Source organism: Segatella hominis (assembly GCF_019249725.2).
In the GTDB taxonomy this organism is placed as follows: Bacteria; Bacteroidota; Bacteroidia; order Bacteroidales; family Bacteroidaceae; genus Prevotella.
Window position 1 is genome coordinate 1,793,943 of the sequence record NZ_CP137559.1, and the last position, 16,902, is coordinate 1,810,844.

The 16,902-nt window shown below is 42.7% G+C and carries 14 protein-coding genes and 1 pseudogene; 4 read left to right on the forward strand and 11 right to left on the reverse strand.

The annotated features are described in order from the left end of the window. Positions 1-209: 209 nt before the first annotated feature. Both KUA50_RS07455 and KUA50_RS07460 read right to left on the reverse strand, forming a co-directional pair. Positions 210-452 (reverse strand): S8 family serine peptidase, encoded by a 243-nt coding sequence (locus KUA50_RS07455; RefSeq protein WP_117747475.1) that lies wholly within the window; start codon positions 450-452, stop codon positions 210-212. A gap of 20 nt (positions 453-472) precedes the next feature. Further along, positions 473-1,288: a hypothetical protein gene (locus KUA50_RS07460; protein ID WP_218458166.1), complete on the reverse strand. Its 816-nt coding sequence runs from the start codon at positions 1,286-1,288 to the stop codon at positions 473-475. A 21-nt stretch (positions 1,289-1,309) separates the two neighbouring features. Between KUA50_RS07460 and KUA50_RS07465 the strand changes: the two genes are divergently transcribed. Beyond that, complete coding sequence (locus KUA50_RS07465) at positions 1,310-1,786, forward strand: InlB B-repeat-containing protein (RefSeq protein WP_218458165.1); 477 nt, start codon at positions 1,310-1,312, stop codon at positions 1,784-1,786. Between the two features lie 81 nt (positions 1,787-1,867). Here the strand turns inward: KUA50_RS07465 and KUA50_RS07470 are convergent, their stop codons facing one another. Both KUA50_RS07470 and KUA50_RS07475 read right to left on the reverse strand, forming a co-directional pair. Further along, complete coding sequence (locus tag KUA50_RS07470; protein WP_218458164.1) at positions 1,868-4,018, reverse strand: hypothetical protein; 2,151 nt, start codon at positions 4,016-4,018, stop codon at positions 1,868-1,870. A 28-nt stretch (positions 4,019-4,046) separates the two neighbouring features. Next, entirely contained in the window at positions 4,047-5,900 is a 1,854-nt protein-coding gene (locus KUA50_RS07475; protein WP_117748686.1) for a transglutaminase domain-containing protein, read from the reverse strand. A gap of 182 nt (positions 5,901-6,082) precedes the next feature. Here KUA50_RS07475 and KUA50_RS07480 point away from each other — a divergent pair. After that, positions 6,083-6,325, forward strand: a pseudogene (locus KUA50_RS07480) (IS982 family transposase); the annotation flags it as partial. Between the two features lie 39 nt (positions 6,326-6,364). On the opposite strand, the gene mobV reads toward KUA50_RS07480, so the two are convergent. From mobV to KUA50_RS07500, 4 genes are all read right to left on the reverse strand, one after another. Beyond that, positions 6,365-8,398 carry a MobV family relaxase gene (mobV, locus tag KUA50_RS07485; RefSeq protein ID WP_218458163.1) on the reverse strand — a complete coding sequence of 678 codons (2,034 nt, stop codon included), beginning with the start codon at positions 8,396-8,398 and terminating at the stop codon, positions 6,365-6,367. A gap of 189 nt (positions 8,399-8,587) precedes the next feature. Next, complete coding sequence (locus tag KUA50_RS07490) at positions 8,588-9,610, reverse strand: DUF6371 domain-containing protein (protein ID WP_218458162.1); 1,023 nt, start codon at positions 9,608-9,610, stop codon at positions 8,588-8,590. Positions 9,611-9,724: 114 nt separating this feature from the next. Next, a complete protein-coding gene (locus tag KUA50_RS07495; protein ID WP_218458161.1) occupies positions 9,725-11,116 on the reverse strand; it encodes a DUF3987 domain-containing protein in 1,392 nt (463 codons plus the stop codon). Positions 11,117-11,120: 4 nt separating this feature from the next. Continuing rightward, positions 11,121-11,492 carry a helix-turn-helix domain-containing protein gene (locus tag KUA50_RS07500; RefSeq protein WP_007897100.1) on the reverse strand — a complete coding sequence of 124 codons (372 nt, stop codon included), beginning with the start codon at positions 11,490-11,492 and terminating at the stop codon, positions 11,121-11,123. 256 nt (positions 11,493-11,748) lie between these two features. Between KUA50_RS07500 and KUA50_RS07505 the strand changes: the two genes are divergently transcribed. Beyond that, positions 11,749-12,375 (forward strand): NUDIX hydrolase N-terminal domain-containing protein, encoded by a 627-nt coding sequence (locus tag KUA50_RS07505; protein ID WP_007897099.1) that lies wholly within the window; start codon positions 11,749-11,751, stop codon positions 12,373-12,375. Positions 12,376-12,387: 12 nt separating this feature from the next. After that, a complete protein-coding gene (locus tag KUA50_RS07510) occupies positions 12,388-13,008 on the forward strand; it encodes an HAD family hydrolase (protein ID WP_218458160.1) in 621 nt (206 codons plus the stop codon). A gap of 127 nt (positions 13,009-13,135) precedes the next feature. On the opposite strand, the gene KUA50_RS07515 is transcribed toward KUA50_RS07510, so the two are convergent. From KUA50_RS07515 to KUA50_RS07525, 3 genes are all read right to left on the reverse strand, one after another. Next, positions 13,136-13,882 (reverse strand): hypothetical protein, encoded by a 747-nt coding sequence (locus KUA50_RS07515; RefSeq protein WP_218458159.1) that lies wholly within the window; start codon positions 13,880-13,882, stop codon positions 13,136-13,138. Between the two features lie 366 nt (positions 13,883-14,248). Beyond that, positions 14,249-15,370, reverse strand: a complete 1,122-nt coding sequence (locus tag KUA50_RS07520; RefSeq protein WP_218458158.1) for a site-specific integrase — start codon at positions 15,368-15,370, stop codon at positions 14,249-14,251. A gap of 128 nt (positions 15,371-15,498) precedes the next feature. Further along, the gene (locus tag KUA50_RS07525; RefSeq protein WP_218458157.1) at positions 15,499-16,449 is read right to left on the reverse strand and encodes a helix-turn-helix domain-containing protein; all 951 of its coding nucleotides are present in this window, start codon (positions 16,447-16,449) and stop codon (positions 15,499-15,501) included. Positions 16,450-16,902 lie beyond the last annotated feature (453 nt).

Here is a 16,902-nt window from a genome sequence, read left to right on the forward strand (position 1 = left end):
AACGCAATGGATTTATATTTATTTGTATATGTTCTGAACACATTCATAAATCGCTGTTAATTCTTCGCATTGTTTATCTTGGGGTATTGATTAGTGCTTGTTCTGCATTGATGAGACCATAACCATAATAACTATTCCAAGTACCGTTTTTACGTGTCTCATTATATTTATTTGGCCCAACTTTCTTTGTATTGTTTTCTATGATGTCATTAACTTGTGTTACGGTAAGACGGGGGATTTCGTTCAAGAATGAGAGCCGCCAAACCTGCTACATGTGGACAGGCCATTGATGTACCATCCTTAAGGCCGGTTTCGTTATTAGGCAGTGTAGACAACACATCAACACCAGGAGCAACCACATCTAGCTTATCTCCGGTTTGAGAAAAATAAGAAATATTTCCATTTGAACAAAGTGCGCCAACAGTAATTACTAAAGTTTCCCACCCCTTTATTTAGGGGTGGGAAACTTTAGTTACTTAACTGCGATCTTATACGTTTTACCATTTATGGACAGAAGATAAACTCCAAATGTCGGTACAGAAATAGAGACGTTTCCTTCCGATGTTTTTGTGTTGTATATCATTGTCCCATCAAGGGAGAACAGTTTTATATTACATCCCTTAAAAAATTGTCCTATTGATATGACACCATTTGTTGAGTTTATCGATACTTCACGGTTCTCAATCTCAACAATGCCACTGCTGCTCCCAATCTCCATTACATTGCGTTGATTGACAACAACATCTCCTTCTTTGGAAACGATTGTTCCTTCGGGTATAATTATAGTATATCCCTTTTCCGAGATAAGCGGAATGTTCTCGAAATCCGCAGCCAACACCCAGTCCCCATTTTCTTCCGAAATTGTCGGTACAACTTCCTTGACTGTGAGATTTTCATTCTCGATGTTAAGCTTGATAATCGGATTTGCGGAAAGGGCAATCGGACGGTCATAATAGAATTTTACTTCCCCAAGCACATCCGTGGTATGGTTGTCAAAGAGACTGCACCAAGTGTACTGGATTGGCTTCACCGGCTCTGTGTAACCGCCTATGAAGTTGACGATTGCTTCTTCATTTACAATATCCGTACGATATAGGGCACTTGTACTACCCGCAGGCAATTGAATCGAGTATCTCACTCCATTCTCGAAATTTATGTTTTCGCCAAAATCAATTCCTGCATAACCGAGATTCCAATCCCAGCTTACATCGCAGTCATATTCTCTAACAGGAACCCCTTCACGAAGGAGTATCGCCTTCCCGCCATCGACGGGTGCAGTTTCGCCCATGGTGCAGACGACGGTGACGGTGTGTTTGCCTGGGTGCACAGCCGCAACGACTACGGCAAGACCAAGGTATCGACCCAATACCTCATCGACAACAACAGCATGTTGGCGGCATACAAGACGGACGATGCGTTCACCAAGGCTTGCAAGAGCTACGGCAGCAGCGCCGATGTGTTCCTCACTCCCGACGATAACGGTTCGGTAGCTCCCGTCGCTCCTGCTGTTCCCGATGTACTCCCTACCGATGGGAAGTTTGAGGTCAAGCTCATCGCCAATCCCTCTATCGGTGGTTCGGTGACCGGTGCCGTTCGCTGCCCTGCCGGTCAGTCGGTGGAGATCAGCGCCTCGCCAGCCGAAGGTTACCAGTTCAACCGATGGAGCGATGGCAACACCAATGCCTCACGTAGCGTAACGCTCAATTCCAACACCACCCTCACTGCCTACTTCAAGTCGGACAGCGACACTGGAGATCAGAATCCCAGTGGTTCATTGGAGGGCTGAACCACAGAGTCCTGCGGCACGTCCGCGGGACTCTTTAACACCCACTTTTAGCGTATAAAAATATACTCAATAAACTTACATTCATTTCGCTATTACCATCTGCTTATCAGCGAAAGCGCTACAAGCGTCAACCAAAGCCAACAGTTTGCTCCAGTTTGAGACAGGTTCCACTCTATGAGCAAAACATTTGCGCACATACACTTTTACACTTTCATTTCCAGCGGTAGCCTTAACCGTGAATTCTCCACACTCATTAGCCACCGAAGTCTCAATCTTCTTTAATGCTTCAGCAGAGACCTTATATCCTTGCGGCAACGGAATCTCTATATTCCATTCATCAGCAAACGCCATCTTGCGCCAAACATCATCGATACGCTCTCGATCCTTGCCTTCTATTTTCAACGAACTTCCTATTAACTTACCTACCGACAACAAATAGTTATTTCCAGCGCGTTTCACCATTCCATCCATCACATAATCTACATGATAAACAAAGTTAGAACTATCTCGACGGATTCCCACGCAATCTACTCCATAGCCACCGACTTGCACAGGATTACCATCGTGATAACTACTGATTTCAGCCTTAAACGGATCTATGGCATTTTTCCGAAATTCATTGAAAGCTCCTTTTAATTCAGCAGATTCCTTCTTAGTATAACAAGAGTACGGATCTTTGTCGTCGTATTTCAAATATCGCCAATAAGCTTCAAGTTGGCTTGAACCAAAAAGCGTGTTATCAGGACTCACCAAAGACTGACCGTACATTTTCTGTTCACCCGAATAAGTTACCTTCCTACTGATATCAAGTTTAGTACCATCAAGTTTAACCACCATATCAGTCACCGACTTATTGTCTTCAGCTTGACTCACAGGTATCGTTATTTGTTCCTCGGAATCTTGCATATACGCCTTTCTTCCTTGATATATATAAGGTATCTCGGAAGCAACCTTAGGATAAGTACCAGGGAAATAATACAAGTTAGTTCCCTTGAGACGGAAGAACCAAGTGGTGGAATTGTAATTGATCAACTGATCCACTGGAAGTGCTCCGAGAGGTGTCGTGATGCCCATCTCCAATTCTACTCCTAACTTACGCAAGTAGTTGGGTACTTTATTAAAAGCCCTCTGAGAAGATCCCCAACTAATATACTCAAAAGAATAAATACGGTCAGCTTTCTCCTCGGCAGACATCCCCTCTTTTTTGGCAGACTTGAAGACGCTCTTATACGTACTAGGAAGACCAGCAGGAGAATATCCCCCCTTAGACACATAAGTCTTCATCAGTTTCCAGTCATCCTGCAGAATAGGTGCCACATCCGGATTGGCACGAACACCCTTCTGGCGCATGGCCTTCTCTACGATGACCGTTTTGGTCTTGGTAGGAGTAATAAACATCATGATGTAAGGCGACTGAACGGTTGCATTGTACCATACGGAAGGTTCTGCATCCACAGGCTGGTCCATAGTCAGGTCGAGCACGGCATTCTTGTCCTTATCCGTTGTCTGCTTAAACTCGGGAGCACCATTCATGGAACGAAAAACTGTGGCAAGACTCTGATCTAACACACAATGAATACGGCTATAGAGCACTGGCTCACTTTGGCGCAAGAAAAATACAAACGGATCCAACTGCTGTTCCTGAGTGTCTATCTGGTCTAACGAAAAGACATCAATACAGTCGCCAATCTCCAAACCTGGCACCGCAATCTTCTGACTGAGTTCCTTGCCTTTCTTACCTTCCTTCACATCTACGTAATCGTCGAAATCCACCACCTGCACCGTGCCGTCTTTCTTCAACACACGAATTCCCAAGATGGTATTGGTCGTATGATGATATCCGCCCTGCCATTTCTTCGATTTTGTAAGAAAAGAGAATTCTGAATAGTCCTTCAGGGCTTTCTTGTCGTTGATTTGTATCAGCATACGCTCCATATCCTCGCAATCTATCTGGCGTGTCAGTCTTCCACTGATAAACAACTCTGTCGTAGCCTTGCGATGGTAATCGGTACTCAGTTCCTTGTAATAAGATAGAATCACCGCCGATTCCTTCTTGAATTTCTCGGGCACAGCACGTTTCTTGAAATCAACAGGCGTATTGTCCCATACTTCCTGGCGTACTTTTTGCGCCAACTTGAGATAATCAGCCTTGTTGTCGGCCTTAACCGACAAACATACGAGTTGCATCATCAATAAGAAGAAAGCAACTCCCGCCATTCTTACATTCTTCATAATCTCAACCTTTTAAAATATCAATTACTTATTTTGTTAATATAACTACTTGCTGATTGCAGGCATCATTCCATTCGGAAACCATTTTGTTCCATGCCGGAATATCCTTCAAGGCTACTCGCCTGTTCTTGATAACATATTCCTTTTTCATGACGACACGATTGCCTTGTTTGGAAAACGTACAAGACAAGTCAGCCCAATGGGAATGCGACGCAAAAGGAGCAGGGAGTTCCTGCACATGCATACCTTTTGGTATAGAGAGACTGACCTTACGCACATTTTTGACTTTCATACTTATCATATAATCGGAAACCCGTTTGGTTGTATCCACTGGAGTCAGAAAAAGGCTCTCATCGAGATTGGCATCTAAATAAACACTACCGTCAACCAGTTGCCCAGCTCCCTTTTTCATAAAAAAAGCAGTGATATTCAAAGACTCATCCCGAGGACTATTTCCCGTCATCACAATATCCCCAATCTTATCCAATCGTTCATCACCCCCCATCGCTGCCACCAAGGCCTTCTCTTTTTCATCTTGTGCCGTAGCGTCAATCCCCACTAGTATCCAAGACTTCATATCGCCCTTCCATTTAGAGTACAATTTTCCCTTTATATCATAGTTTCCATCATCCCCAGATTCCAAGGTTGCCTGATATGTTATAGAAGAAAAGCAAGAATCAGCAGCCAGCTCAGGTAACTTATTCATACGAAAGCTATCTGCGTCTTCTACCAAAGCCATCCTTCCTTGTATATTGTCTGGCACATAGCCTAAAGGAATATATGGATTCGTAGCATCCAGATAATATGGCTTTCCCTGATAGAAAACCGTACATATCGCATGATCAATAGATGCAATAGAAGGATTTTCCTGCAAAGAATAAGGTACATCCCATGTCCCTATATCCGTTTGACGAGCATCAAAGCCTTGAGCCTTGAGCAAGGTTTTGAGCAAAAGAGCCATGGCCTTGCAATCACCATAACGCTTACGAATAGTTTCAGCAGGTGTTGCCGGTTGATGGGCAGAAATGCCTGCCTCAAAAGCCAAATATCTGATATTCTGCTGTACCCAGGCGTAAGTATTGGCTATCTTGTCATAATCGTTTTTTGCCCCTTTCTGTATCTCTCTTAGTATTTCTTCTTGATTAGGAATAGAGCAATCCACATTAGCCAACTGATGAGACCAGACAAACATATCTTGCAGACTTTGGAATGCTCCCAACACCAAGAGATGAGGAGCACTATATCCCCAAGATGGAGAATTAGGTTCTATCAGCTGTGCAGGTAAGGAATGAATCACATAAGTAAAAACGGAATCTCCCTCTGCATTACATGTAGTACTTTTTTCTATACCAGCAGGAAGATTATATTCTTTTATCCGAAACTGCTGGAAGGCTTTTGGCTTGATTACCTCTATCTTCTTATGCTCTACATAATTAGCTTCACACAAAGGAATAGTTGTGAAATAAATAGGATTGAGATAGGTTCGAGTAAAAGAAGCCTTCAGAGTCTTGCCAACCTTTGGAATCTGATAGCTAAAGTAGCAAATCTTGGTATCATCGTAAAAGACATTACGAGGGATGGCTGACTTGTATTGTGCATACCCCTTACACTGTGCCTTGTCCAAACGAATAAATTCTCCGTAATAAGCACATGGTTGAACTATAGCGGAATATTGGGTTACACCATACTCATAATCCGTAGTGTTAACAACAATAGTCTTACCTGCGTCATCAGTTTTGAAGACGTATCTATCATTGCATTGCAATATATGCACATTGTCATCAGCTTTTTGAGCCGAGATGGGTTGCAAAAAAGCGAAGAGCAATACCAGCATACTATCTAAATCAGCAAGTCTGTATTGGAGCATTTTTCTCATTTTCATTATACTCTGCTTCTTTTATTTATTCTGTTTGCAAAAATAAGGAAAAAAACGAGAACAAAGGATAAGAAAAGAAATTATTTTGTTTTTTGATGTCATGGGGACTGGTCCATGGCATCACCCCCAAGCGTTACAATATAACAATTTAACAGTTTCCTAAAACCGCACACATAAGACTATAGTGTCCGTATCGGCTCAACCACAAGGACTGGAAGCCGACATTCATTCCGTTTGCAAAGGCAAGAAAGAGGATTGAGACAATATTCTCACAACTTACAGACCAGTTCTTGGCAATCAGGAACTATGCGAAAATAACGAATGGTTTGTTTGCCAGAATCATTGGCAAAATTAGTGCACTTACCATTCTGCAATACGTAAACTTCATTAACAACAAGCCCATTGGCAGAATTAAGTATGCACTAAATTAATTCCGCCAACAGGTAAGTTCTTATGCTCATTATCTTAAACTATAGCGAGAAACCTTTTTCCTTTTTTCTTTGAACAGCTCCCAATCCCACTTTTTGTGTTCCGTCCCAATTTGTAAGTTGGTCAGCGCACCCATTTGAGCCACCAAGTGAAACGTATGTGTCTGCGCTGCATGACATGTGGTCAACAAAAGTGAGAAAGTTGTCAATGGCGTTGTCTGTGAATTGAACTTCATTTGTGGCGAATAGTTTTGTCCAACTGGTAATACATTCTTGCTTGAAGTCTGTAATACCATGCCAAGACATATCAGACAAGAACCTCTTTGCTGCCGAATCTATACAGGCTTTAGAGTCTAATCCAATATTATGCTTTACAGCAGATGCAATAATGCCATAGTATATGGAAGCCGATTCTTTCTCGTTGAAGTTGACTCTTTCTGTTTTTGCAAAGGATGCTAAAGCTTCATGTCCCTCATGGATGAACTTGTCAAGCACTCCTATGTATCTGTTTTGCCGAGCCATGCTTTCACGTTTGGCTTCGGCTTCTTGCCGAGCCTTTTCTTTTGCGTCTTTCTCCTTACGTGCTTCCACTCGTCTCCATGCGTCTGTCATTTCAGGCTCTTGCCAAATGGCATTCCAACGAGCCTTCAAATCATTGTACATTTCCATAAGTGTAGTATTATAACTTTTGGCACTGGCGAGTTCTTCCTTCGCACAGACAAGTTGAGTAGTCACTCGCTCCACAGCCTTCTCGTCAAGTTGAGAGATGCGTTGTTTGACTTTGTTGTTTTCAGTCTTTAGCGCATCATTCTCGGCACGAAGCGACTTGTTCTCCTCTATCTGCTTATTGAGATTCTGCATATAGTAAGTGTATGTCTTGTTAACAGACTTGCGTACACCTTCATTCTGCTTGTCACGTTCTGCATTAATGGCTGCTACAAGAGCCTTGATTGCAGCGTAGATATTTGCCACACGCTCCTCACGCCACGCCTTTTGTCCTATAAGTGCAGGAATAGGGATGGCAAGTTCTTTCTTTACGGCATTCATCGCTTCTTGAACTGGAGCCTTGATGTTGAGTAAAGGAATGGTCAGCTCCTTCTTGTCGATTGTGGCAAGCACTGCATATTTCTCCACTTTGTCAAGAGCGACTTTCGCCTGACGTTCAGCTTCAAGCACCATCTTGTTCTTATGCTTGCGTCCTCGCTTCTCTTCCTCTGAAAGTTCATCATAGGAGAAGCCTCTTGCCAAACCATACTTATGCCCAACTTTGTTGTAATAGTCGGTATGAAGTTGGGAAAGGTATTGTGATTTGTCCTTTGCTCGCTCTCCCCACACTTTGGCATAAGAGACCCTTTCAACAACACCCTTTGCCGCTTCCGATTTTGTGTAGTTGTCACGTTCTTCTTTTGGAAGTGCTCTCCATTCCTTGGTAGAGAGAACCTTTTCTGGATTATCCTTGTGAATGTACTTGCTTCCGATGCGCCCACGTTTCTTTACTTGTTCAACAGGCACGGTCTGCACATGGGCATGGATGCTTGTCTCGTCACAATGCACATCAAAGCCGATGACATTCTCTTCTCCCCATTTCTCACATGCAAAGCGGTAGGTGTCCAATGCCCAGTCATAGATGCCTTTTTGCAATACAACTTTGCTGTGGTCAGCATTTGGATCTGATGTGTTGAGTTTCTGTTCACCAAAGGCAAGCCTGTTAAGCACATCATGGTCACCACTGAAGATGATGCCGACAGTGCAGTTCGGACTGTTCCTTGAAACTTGGTGGGGACGCTTGGCATCCATATACGGCTTGAAGCCAAGTTCATCAAGTCTGTGCTGCAAGCGTTCATGCAACGGCACCGACTGGGAACCAAGAGGCACTATCTTTTCGCCCTTGACTATCTCAAAGTTGAGTCTCTTGCGTGAGTAGTTATAATGGTTGTTCTTGTCTATGTCCGCGTTTTTTAGTTTGTAACGTTTCTCGTCCCAACCTCTGCGTTCCGCCTCGTTGCCCACTTGGGACGAGAACGATTTCTTGTCTGTGCCTACATGGATGGCGGCACGTGGTATGTTTCTTTCCATAAGAATTTCATTTGAACTTGTAACGTAGTTATTGTATAATTGGAGACAGGTCTCGGGCGGAGCCTGAGCATAATAGAAGGACTTTTTAAGTGAACAGCGTCAGCAGGTGAATCTAAAAGTCCCTATTATGTTTAGGACTTTTTTGAAAGTCCGTCACGCAAGCGTGCTCGCAGATCCTTACCCACTCTGCTATGACTCTTCCACCAACACCAACCCAAGACAGTCTATCAGATGTTGGAGTGGCGGATGTTGCTTTATCAGCCTTTGTAGCGCCATCTGCGGTGTTTCCGTCATCAGCAGGAAGTCTGCAATGTCAAGACCTTTGGTCTTTTGTTCATCGGTGGCATTGTCTTCCAAGATGTTGCTTATGACAACCCTTTTGCAAACAGATTGCAGCAATGGAATTTTTGATTTCCATTTGTCCGTTGCTCCAAGGTCAGGGAACAGAATGATGTCCCGAGCTCCCAATACCTTGACAGCGATTTGGTTGAGACAGCCATGCATACCTCCAGTTGCCAACCAGATGAAATTGGGGATGAAATGTGATGCGATTATGGCAGTTTTTTCGCTCTCGACAATAGCGACCGACATTGTGGGATGCTGTGCCAGCAAATGCTCACCAAAGAAACATTGGCACAAGTTGAAATCTGGAAGAAGAAGAAAAGCATGCGCCCATCCAACATAAGAACGTGGCTCTTTCACACGATGTCCGTCTTTGGGATTATATAGCATGACCTTGCCAGTCCTCACCTTATCATCCTTGTCAACTTGCCAATAAATGGTTGAGCCTCCCCACTTATAGGATGTTCCGACATGATACATCTTCATCAGCCTTTCTGTCTCTTGTTCACCAAAGACCTTGGAAAGGTACTGGTATAACGGATTGATTCCGTAATGAGACAAGGAACGCTCCATAATAGCGTTGGCGATATAGGAAATAGGCTTTTCTACGACTTTCGGTTGGATATTCCTTCTTGTCGGATATGGCAATTTGTCCTTAGATAGAAAGCCTGGATGCTCACGGAAATAGTCTTTAGGAGTATAGTGATACCCACAACTATGCTCATGGTCGCATTTGCCTACATTGTCAGGGAAGGATACTCCCCCCTCATCATCTATGTATCTTGTGAAACAACGCTTGCGCTCACAATTCGGGCATGTGTAACGATTACCCGATCTGTATTTCTCCAAGTGAAATCTATACTCGTTCATCATCGTAACTGAAATGAATTATTGGTGAATTTCAGCTTTCAGTTCTTTCATGTTTTCAGTTACGCACTTGTCAACTGAAAAACTGAAACAAATGAATACTGAAAACAGGTTGGTTTATGTTTCAGTTGCCTGTCCTGTTTCGAACTTTACTTTTTCGTAAAATCCTTTCTTTGCCTTTGTGATTAGTCCAGACTTCATAAGCTCCTTTATATAGTTCATCACAGTACGGTCTGTAACACGCAGATTCTCCATTCCTGTTTTAATGGCAGTTTTTGTGTCAAAACTGTCTTCCAACAGATACAGCAACTCCTTGGACATAGAATCACAGGTGTCTTCAGCAACAAAGGCTCGGCAGCGTTGATAACAATTCTCACAATATTCATTGAGCAGTAATGCTCCTTCTATGGAATCCACATCAATACTTTGCAGATGGCTCTCGCCACAGGCGTATCTTAGAGCTTGGAGCAATAAGGCAATGCGTGCGACGTGGGTATTGTGCTTCATCACCCTCGTTTCAACATCCTCATCGTCCTCTATGGCATTGATGGCATCCACATTTCTGTTCCACCAACCAAAGAAAAGTGAATGTGCGTCCTTGTCCATATAAAGGATATTTGGACAACATTCATTTGTGTCATTACACCTTGCATAGTCAAGTCCAAAGATTTTCCCGATGATGTCAGCCCATTTTCTTGAAGCCTCGCTCTGGCGCACATGGCTGTCTTCCTCATCCAGCCAGTGTGGAACTTTCTTGGATTTGGGATATACAACCAGAATACGGTCAAGAAAACCTGTATCCATGAATTTGGAAGCCATCAGTTCCTTCATTCGTTTGGTCTGTGTTGTACCGATGATGTTGACACATGGCTCTTCTACACGTTGTGGGCGGTCATTCTTGACACGTGTGTTCTCCAAGTGGCATCCGCTCCAAATGGAAAGTAGGCGTTCAAGCATGGGATTTTTCCCATACCTGTCTGTATTGGCAAGCAGTCCGAGAATTTCATCATAGTTGATGGCTATGCCACGCAAGTTGTTGTAATGCTCCAATACCAGAGCCTCCAATGTAAAGTCATCCAATGTGACCCTTTTCAGAATAGGCTTCTTCATTTCCTTGCTTCCGCTTTCCTTTGTTGCACATGCTGCCTCATATAGGTCAAGTTCATAGCAAAACTTGTCAAACAGCTTTCGTTCATACTCCCGAATTGGCTTGTATGCAAGCTGTAATGGTGGGGTTTTGCCCATGCCAGGTCTGCCAACCAATATGATATAAAGGGCGGCATTCGTGTCCCAATCCTGCTTAACGTGAATACGATAGGTATTGCCAAGAGCCGCTGATGCTGCCGACAGCATGGACATGGCGACATAATCCACCTTGAAATTGCCGTGCACCACCATGTCTATGATGATGGACTGCATTTTTTGTGGAAACACCTCAAGAGGGAAGCCTGAGTCCGCTAAAGACTCGGCTTCCATGTTGATTTTGTTGCAGAGTTCAAGCGCATCCATAGCATTACCAGTTTAAGGGTTTCGGCTTGCGCTTGTTTCCTGCAAGAATGGCTGCATTCTCCTCCTCTGCTGTGAGAGGTACCGGATTCTTGCGGTTAGTCTCCAGCCACTTGTCAAGTTCATCTTGATAAAGGCAGTAACGCTTGCCTGGCTTGGTGGCAGGAATGCTGCCGTTTCCAAGTTTCATGTAGAGAGTTGCCATCGGCATTTTCAGGTATGCCGATGCTTCCTCCACACTCATAGGTATGTGCGTGTTCGCCTTGTGTGGCTTGTTCTGTGATTGCAGACTGATGATCATCTGCTTCATGCCCACCACTTCGTCCCGAAGCTGGGCAACGACCATTGGAAGGTCGTTGAAAGTTAATTCCTTTGTCATATACAAGTTGTTCTAAAAAACTGGGACAAAGGAACAGAATGATGCTTCCGTTACTGAGGGTCGTGACAGTCATTTGTCATTCACGAAGGAATAACTCTAACAATGGGGATTATTGGATAGTTACCTATCCGAAACTATCTATCAATGATATTGTTAAAATAAAGGTGAACCCGTATAAGAGAACGTGTTTTGTGTCATTGTTTAGAAACAAAACATTACCTTTGCATATCAATATAACGATACAAACATTCACTATATGAATAAAATAGTACAACCACAATGGCTTGAATGGGCAAAAGAACTACAATTCATTGCCCAAGGGGGATTGACATACTCCAAAGATGTATTTGATATAGAACGCTTTGAACGCATTAGAGAAATTGCAGCAGAAATGCTCAGCCTGCAAAGTGGAATACCCATAGAAAAAGTAAAGAATCTGTTTTGCAATGAAACTGGATTTCAAACTCCTAAATTAGATACACGAGCTGCGATATTCAAAGATGATAAAATATTGCTTGTGAAAGAGAAAAATGGAACTTGGTCTTTGCCCGGTGGTTGGGTCGATATAAATCAGAGTATCAAAACTAATACAGAAAAAGAAGTAAAAGAAGAGGCAGGGTTAAATGTAAAAGCTATCCGGGTAATAGCCATACAGGATAGAAATTTACATAATATTCCCCCATATGCCTACAATGTTTGTAAAGTTTTTGTTCTTTGTGAGATTGAAAGCGGATCTTTCCGACCCAATATTGAAACGGATGAGAGTGCCTATTTCGGATTGGAAGAATTACCTATTCTTGCAAAAGAGAAAAATAACGAAGAACAAATTAAAATGTGCTTTTCTGCTTACTCTGATAAAAACTGGCAAGTATTATTTGACTAATAAATAAAACATATGAAATATAAACATATCGTATTCGACATAGACGGTACATTGATAGATACGGAATATGCAGTCATCAACTCTTTAATAAAAACAATTACAGAAATAACGGGACGTGCACCTCAATATGAAAGTATGAAATTTGCTTTAGGTATTACCGGAAGAAATGCGTTGGAATTACTCAAAATACCCGACATAGAAGATGCTTTGAAACGATGGGATAGGAATATGAAATTGCTCCAGCACACTATTCAACCTTTTCAAGGTATCAAAGAATGCTTGCAATCCCTTTTATCAAAAGGCTATCTTTTAGGCATTGTAACCTCCAAAACATATCAAGAATATCATTCTGATTTTGAACCATTAGGGTTAGCGGACTTTTTTTCCACAATTGTATGTGCAGATGATACTGATGAACATAAGCCCAAAGCAGCACCCTTAGTAGCATATTTGGCTAAAGCCCATATAAACCCCGAAAATGCTCTCTATATTGGTGATAGTATTTATGATATTCAATGTGCTGACAATGCCGGTGTTGATTCCGGATTGGTTTTATGGAGCAACAATGTATCTAATCCTATACGTGCAGACTATTATTTTAAGACACCCCATGATATAAGTAAAATTCTATAAAAGACGAACTGACTAATTATGAAATCTGCCGCATCAAGACCATTTGGTCAAGATACGGCTTTTTTAGTTGTAATATCCAATTATAAGGAAATAGGGAAGAAAAGCGATTTTGCCAAAGGCTACATTATCATCCATGGAAATCATATCCACCATTGGCAGGCTCGTCAATAGGGATTATATCATTGGAGCATGGTGCTTTCAGGTTCTTCAATGTACTGTAGTCCAAGCCTTCAAACGGTTTGGGGAACAATGCCTTGATAAAAGCTATTCGCATGGCCATTGTGTAATCACGTTTACCCAAACGCTCTGCGATATTCCACACGAAGTGCCTTAAAGGGATATTCTCAACCGTCTCCTTGAAGCGGTTTATTGCTGTCGGGGTATAGTTGGTGTCGTTGCTCCATTCCTTGACAGCCTCAATTACCTTGTACAAATCTTCCTCATAAAGAAACCTTGACATGGTACGATGCACATAGTCAAGTACGGCTCTTGTTCGCTTGTCCTTTTCCTCCTGTGCTTCTTTTTCTTGTGCCTCTACACGCTTGGCATAGTCTTCATGACTGTATCGTGCTGACTCTGTTTGTGGTAATGTTTGCATTGGCTGTTCTTGTTCTGTTGCTGGCTCTGCTTCTACAACGTTTTTCTTTGTCTTGCTGTTGCTACCAACGGTCATCAGTTCATAGGGATAATTCACCATAGAAATGAATATCGCCCAAAGCAGGATGTTGCTCCCTACAAAGATGATTGACTCGACAAACAGACTTTGGTGAAAGTCATTGCCTACATACATAGCCACGACAAGAGAGATGGCGAGAATTGCAGTACCAACAAAAGCGTAGATGGTACAATCTGAAGTTGTCTTGTTTTCTATCATTATTGTATTCGTTTTATTGTTATTCGTTCAAAAACTTCCACAAAGTTAGATGCAGAAGCATGTAAAAACCGCATTTACGTTCTTTGGCACTCTTTCTTTTACGCTTTATTAGCGTTCTAATATGATTTCATACTCTGAATCATACTTTAAACTTCTCGTTAGTGTCAGTTGCTGCTAATTGCTGACTACAAAGGTAAGGGCAAAGAAAAGGGAAATTTGCAGTTCCTCTTTAATATCAACAGAAATTAGGATGTATTTGTCGAATTGGTTCTATCCACGACAGCAAATAGAACCAACAAAACGAGAAAAGGACTATTGGAACACTATCATTCCAACAGTCCTTTTCTGCGTGTTATTGTCAAATGGTTACTTTCTCAACGTAATGCAGCCAACCGAAGCACGTTTCTGTGCATCGGAAATCTTGGCATACACTTCTGTCGTTGCCACATTCTTGTGACCGAGATAACGCTGCACAACCGCAATACTGGTTCCTGCATCGAGCTGGAGACAGGCAAAGCTGTGGCGTGAGCAATGATAGGAGATATGCTTGGTTATCCCTGCATCTCTCAGCCAGTTCTTCAATGGTGCCTGTGTCATGGAGTCTTTGAAATCGGGGAACACCTTGCCACGTTTATCCGGTGAATAGCCTATCAGTTCCAAGGCTTCCTCACTGATTGGGTTATGCACGATGTCTTTTGTCTTCTGCATTCGTGTAGTGACATACATCACACCATCGCTGCCGTATGGCTGTATTTCTTCCCAAGTGAGCTTCTTGATGTCGCTCTTTCTCAAAGCCGTTAGGCAAGAGAACAGGAAGGCTCGCTTCAAGGCAGGAGCAGAGCAAGGTGTGGATGCCAAGCGGATAACCTCGTCTTGTGAAAGATGCTCCTTGTCAGTCGGGATTGTCTCGATACGCTCCAAGAAACCGTTCGGGTTCTCCTTTATCTTGCGGTCACGATAGGCAGTGTGGATTGAAGCACGGAACGTTGACCAGTAGTTGGCTGCTGAGTTGATATGCAGCTTTCTGTTCTTATGCAGTCCCTGTGGTGCTGTCAGCAGATACTCACGAAATCTGTTGCACAAGTCCACGTTTATCTCCCCGAAGGTACACTTGCCTTGCGTGAAGGTACGAAAGTGCATATAAACGTGTTGCCACTTGGAGTTCTTCTTGTCCGCCAGTTTCTTGAAATAGGCAAGGAAATCGCCTTTCATCTTCTCCTTGTCGAAGAAATCATAACGCTCGTTGACGATAGCCTCGAAGCGACGGCAGCGTATCGCCTCGGCTCTTGCCGTAAGGTTGAGGTTGTACTTCTGTTCCGTCTGGTTCTTCGGCTTGGCATAAATGTAGATGCCAAGCGACTCGTGGCGGATGACTTTCATCGTGCTCTCGTCACGATAGCCTGGATAATAGTCAAGATAATAGGACAGCATGCGTCCGTCCTTGATTTTGCGTGTACGCAATGATACGGTCTTACAAATGTTGCTCATAACTGATATGTATTATTGATGATTATTCGTGGTGAAGTGTCTCTTCACAGCTGCAAAATAACGGAATGAAATCTCCGTGACTCCAATTATTCATAGTAACTGATGGATAATGATGAAATCATTTGAAATCACAGTCCTTTTGCTGCCCTTTCTGCCATTGCACGTTCCACATCCGTCTTCAAAAGCAGGTTTTTTACGCCCACTTTTACCTTACTGATATGGTGAACTCTCACGATATGGCAGATGTTGGCACTTGTCAGACCATACAACTGTTGCATCTGTTCGGTGGTATAATAGTTGTCATCGTTCATGAGGTCAGTCCTGCGAAGTTCTTCAAGATGTTCCTTGGAATAATAGGTACGACCGTACTCACGTTTGGTGGGTATCTTATGACGGTAGGTGTATGCCCTAAGTGCTGACTTGCTCATGCTAAAGGCTTCCTCTACATCATCAGCAGTCACCCATTCCGTTATGCTGTTGAGGTCAACGGCAGTTCCGAAGAACTCATCAATGTGCCGTTTGCTGTAATAGTTCTTGCCAGCGATACGGCACATCGGTATCTGGTTGCGCTTGGCGGATGTATAGAGCCAAGACTTCTTGACCTTATAAATGGACATCACTTCCTCGCCCGAATAATAGTCAAGCACCTCATTCTCCTCTTTCCCTTTTGTCGGTTCCTGCTTTCGTATTGGCTTTTCTGTTTTTGCCTTTTTACTGAGCTTGCTCTTGCTGGCAGGAATCACACGCTTGTAGGGATTACCCTCAAACATCTTCTCTATATCAGATTTTCTAACGAATGCCATTCTGCTGCTCAATCTTGATGCCTTCAACTTGCCGTTAGCCACAAGTTTGTAGATATACTGTCGGGTGCATCCCATCAGCACAGCTGCCTTTGAGAATGTAAGATACTCTTGATGTTGCAGATCCATGATTGGCTCAATACCGTTAATCAAGTCCTGCTGTCTTTTCTTCCTAAGACGTTTTGCCTCTGCCTGACATTCCTCGGAACAGTATTTCTGCATACCGCTTCTTGGCACGAATGTATTGCCACAAAATTCACATTTTCTTGTCGGTCTCATACTCTTTGATATTGCTTTGTTCAAATTGATTTGAGTATTCTACCAATGGAGTAAACGGAAGTGAACCATTGACAATCTTTGTCAACCCAGTCCACGATATAACGCTTTTTGCCTATCAGCTTCAAATCTGTCCTCCATCGTAACCACTCGTAAATCATTGTCAACTACGTTCACAATATGACAAAATAAAAGCTCCGCAAATTCTCCACGGTAGAAATACGCTGCAAAAATATGTGGAAAATCGGGAACTGCCAAAAAGCACTCAGAAAGTGTTAAAAATCAAAGAGTATTGAAAATCAAGGCTTTATGTTTGGTTGGTCATAGTAAGTTATGGTTAGTTATAAGGCTCTAAATACAAAAGAGGTAATCAATGTGAATGTGCTTTTCAGAATAATATTTGATTTCACTGATAGCATGATTAATCTCATTAAATTCTACTTCTTTTTCTTCAAT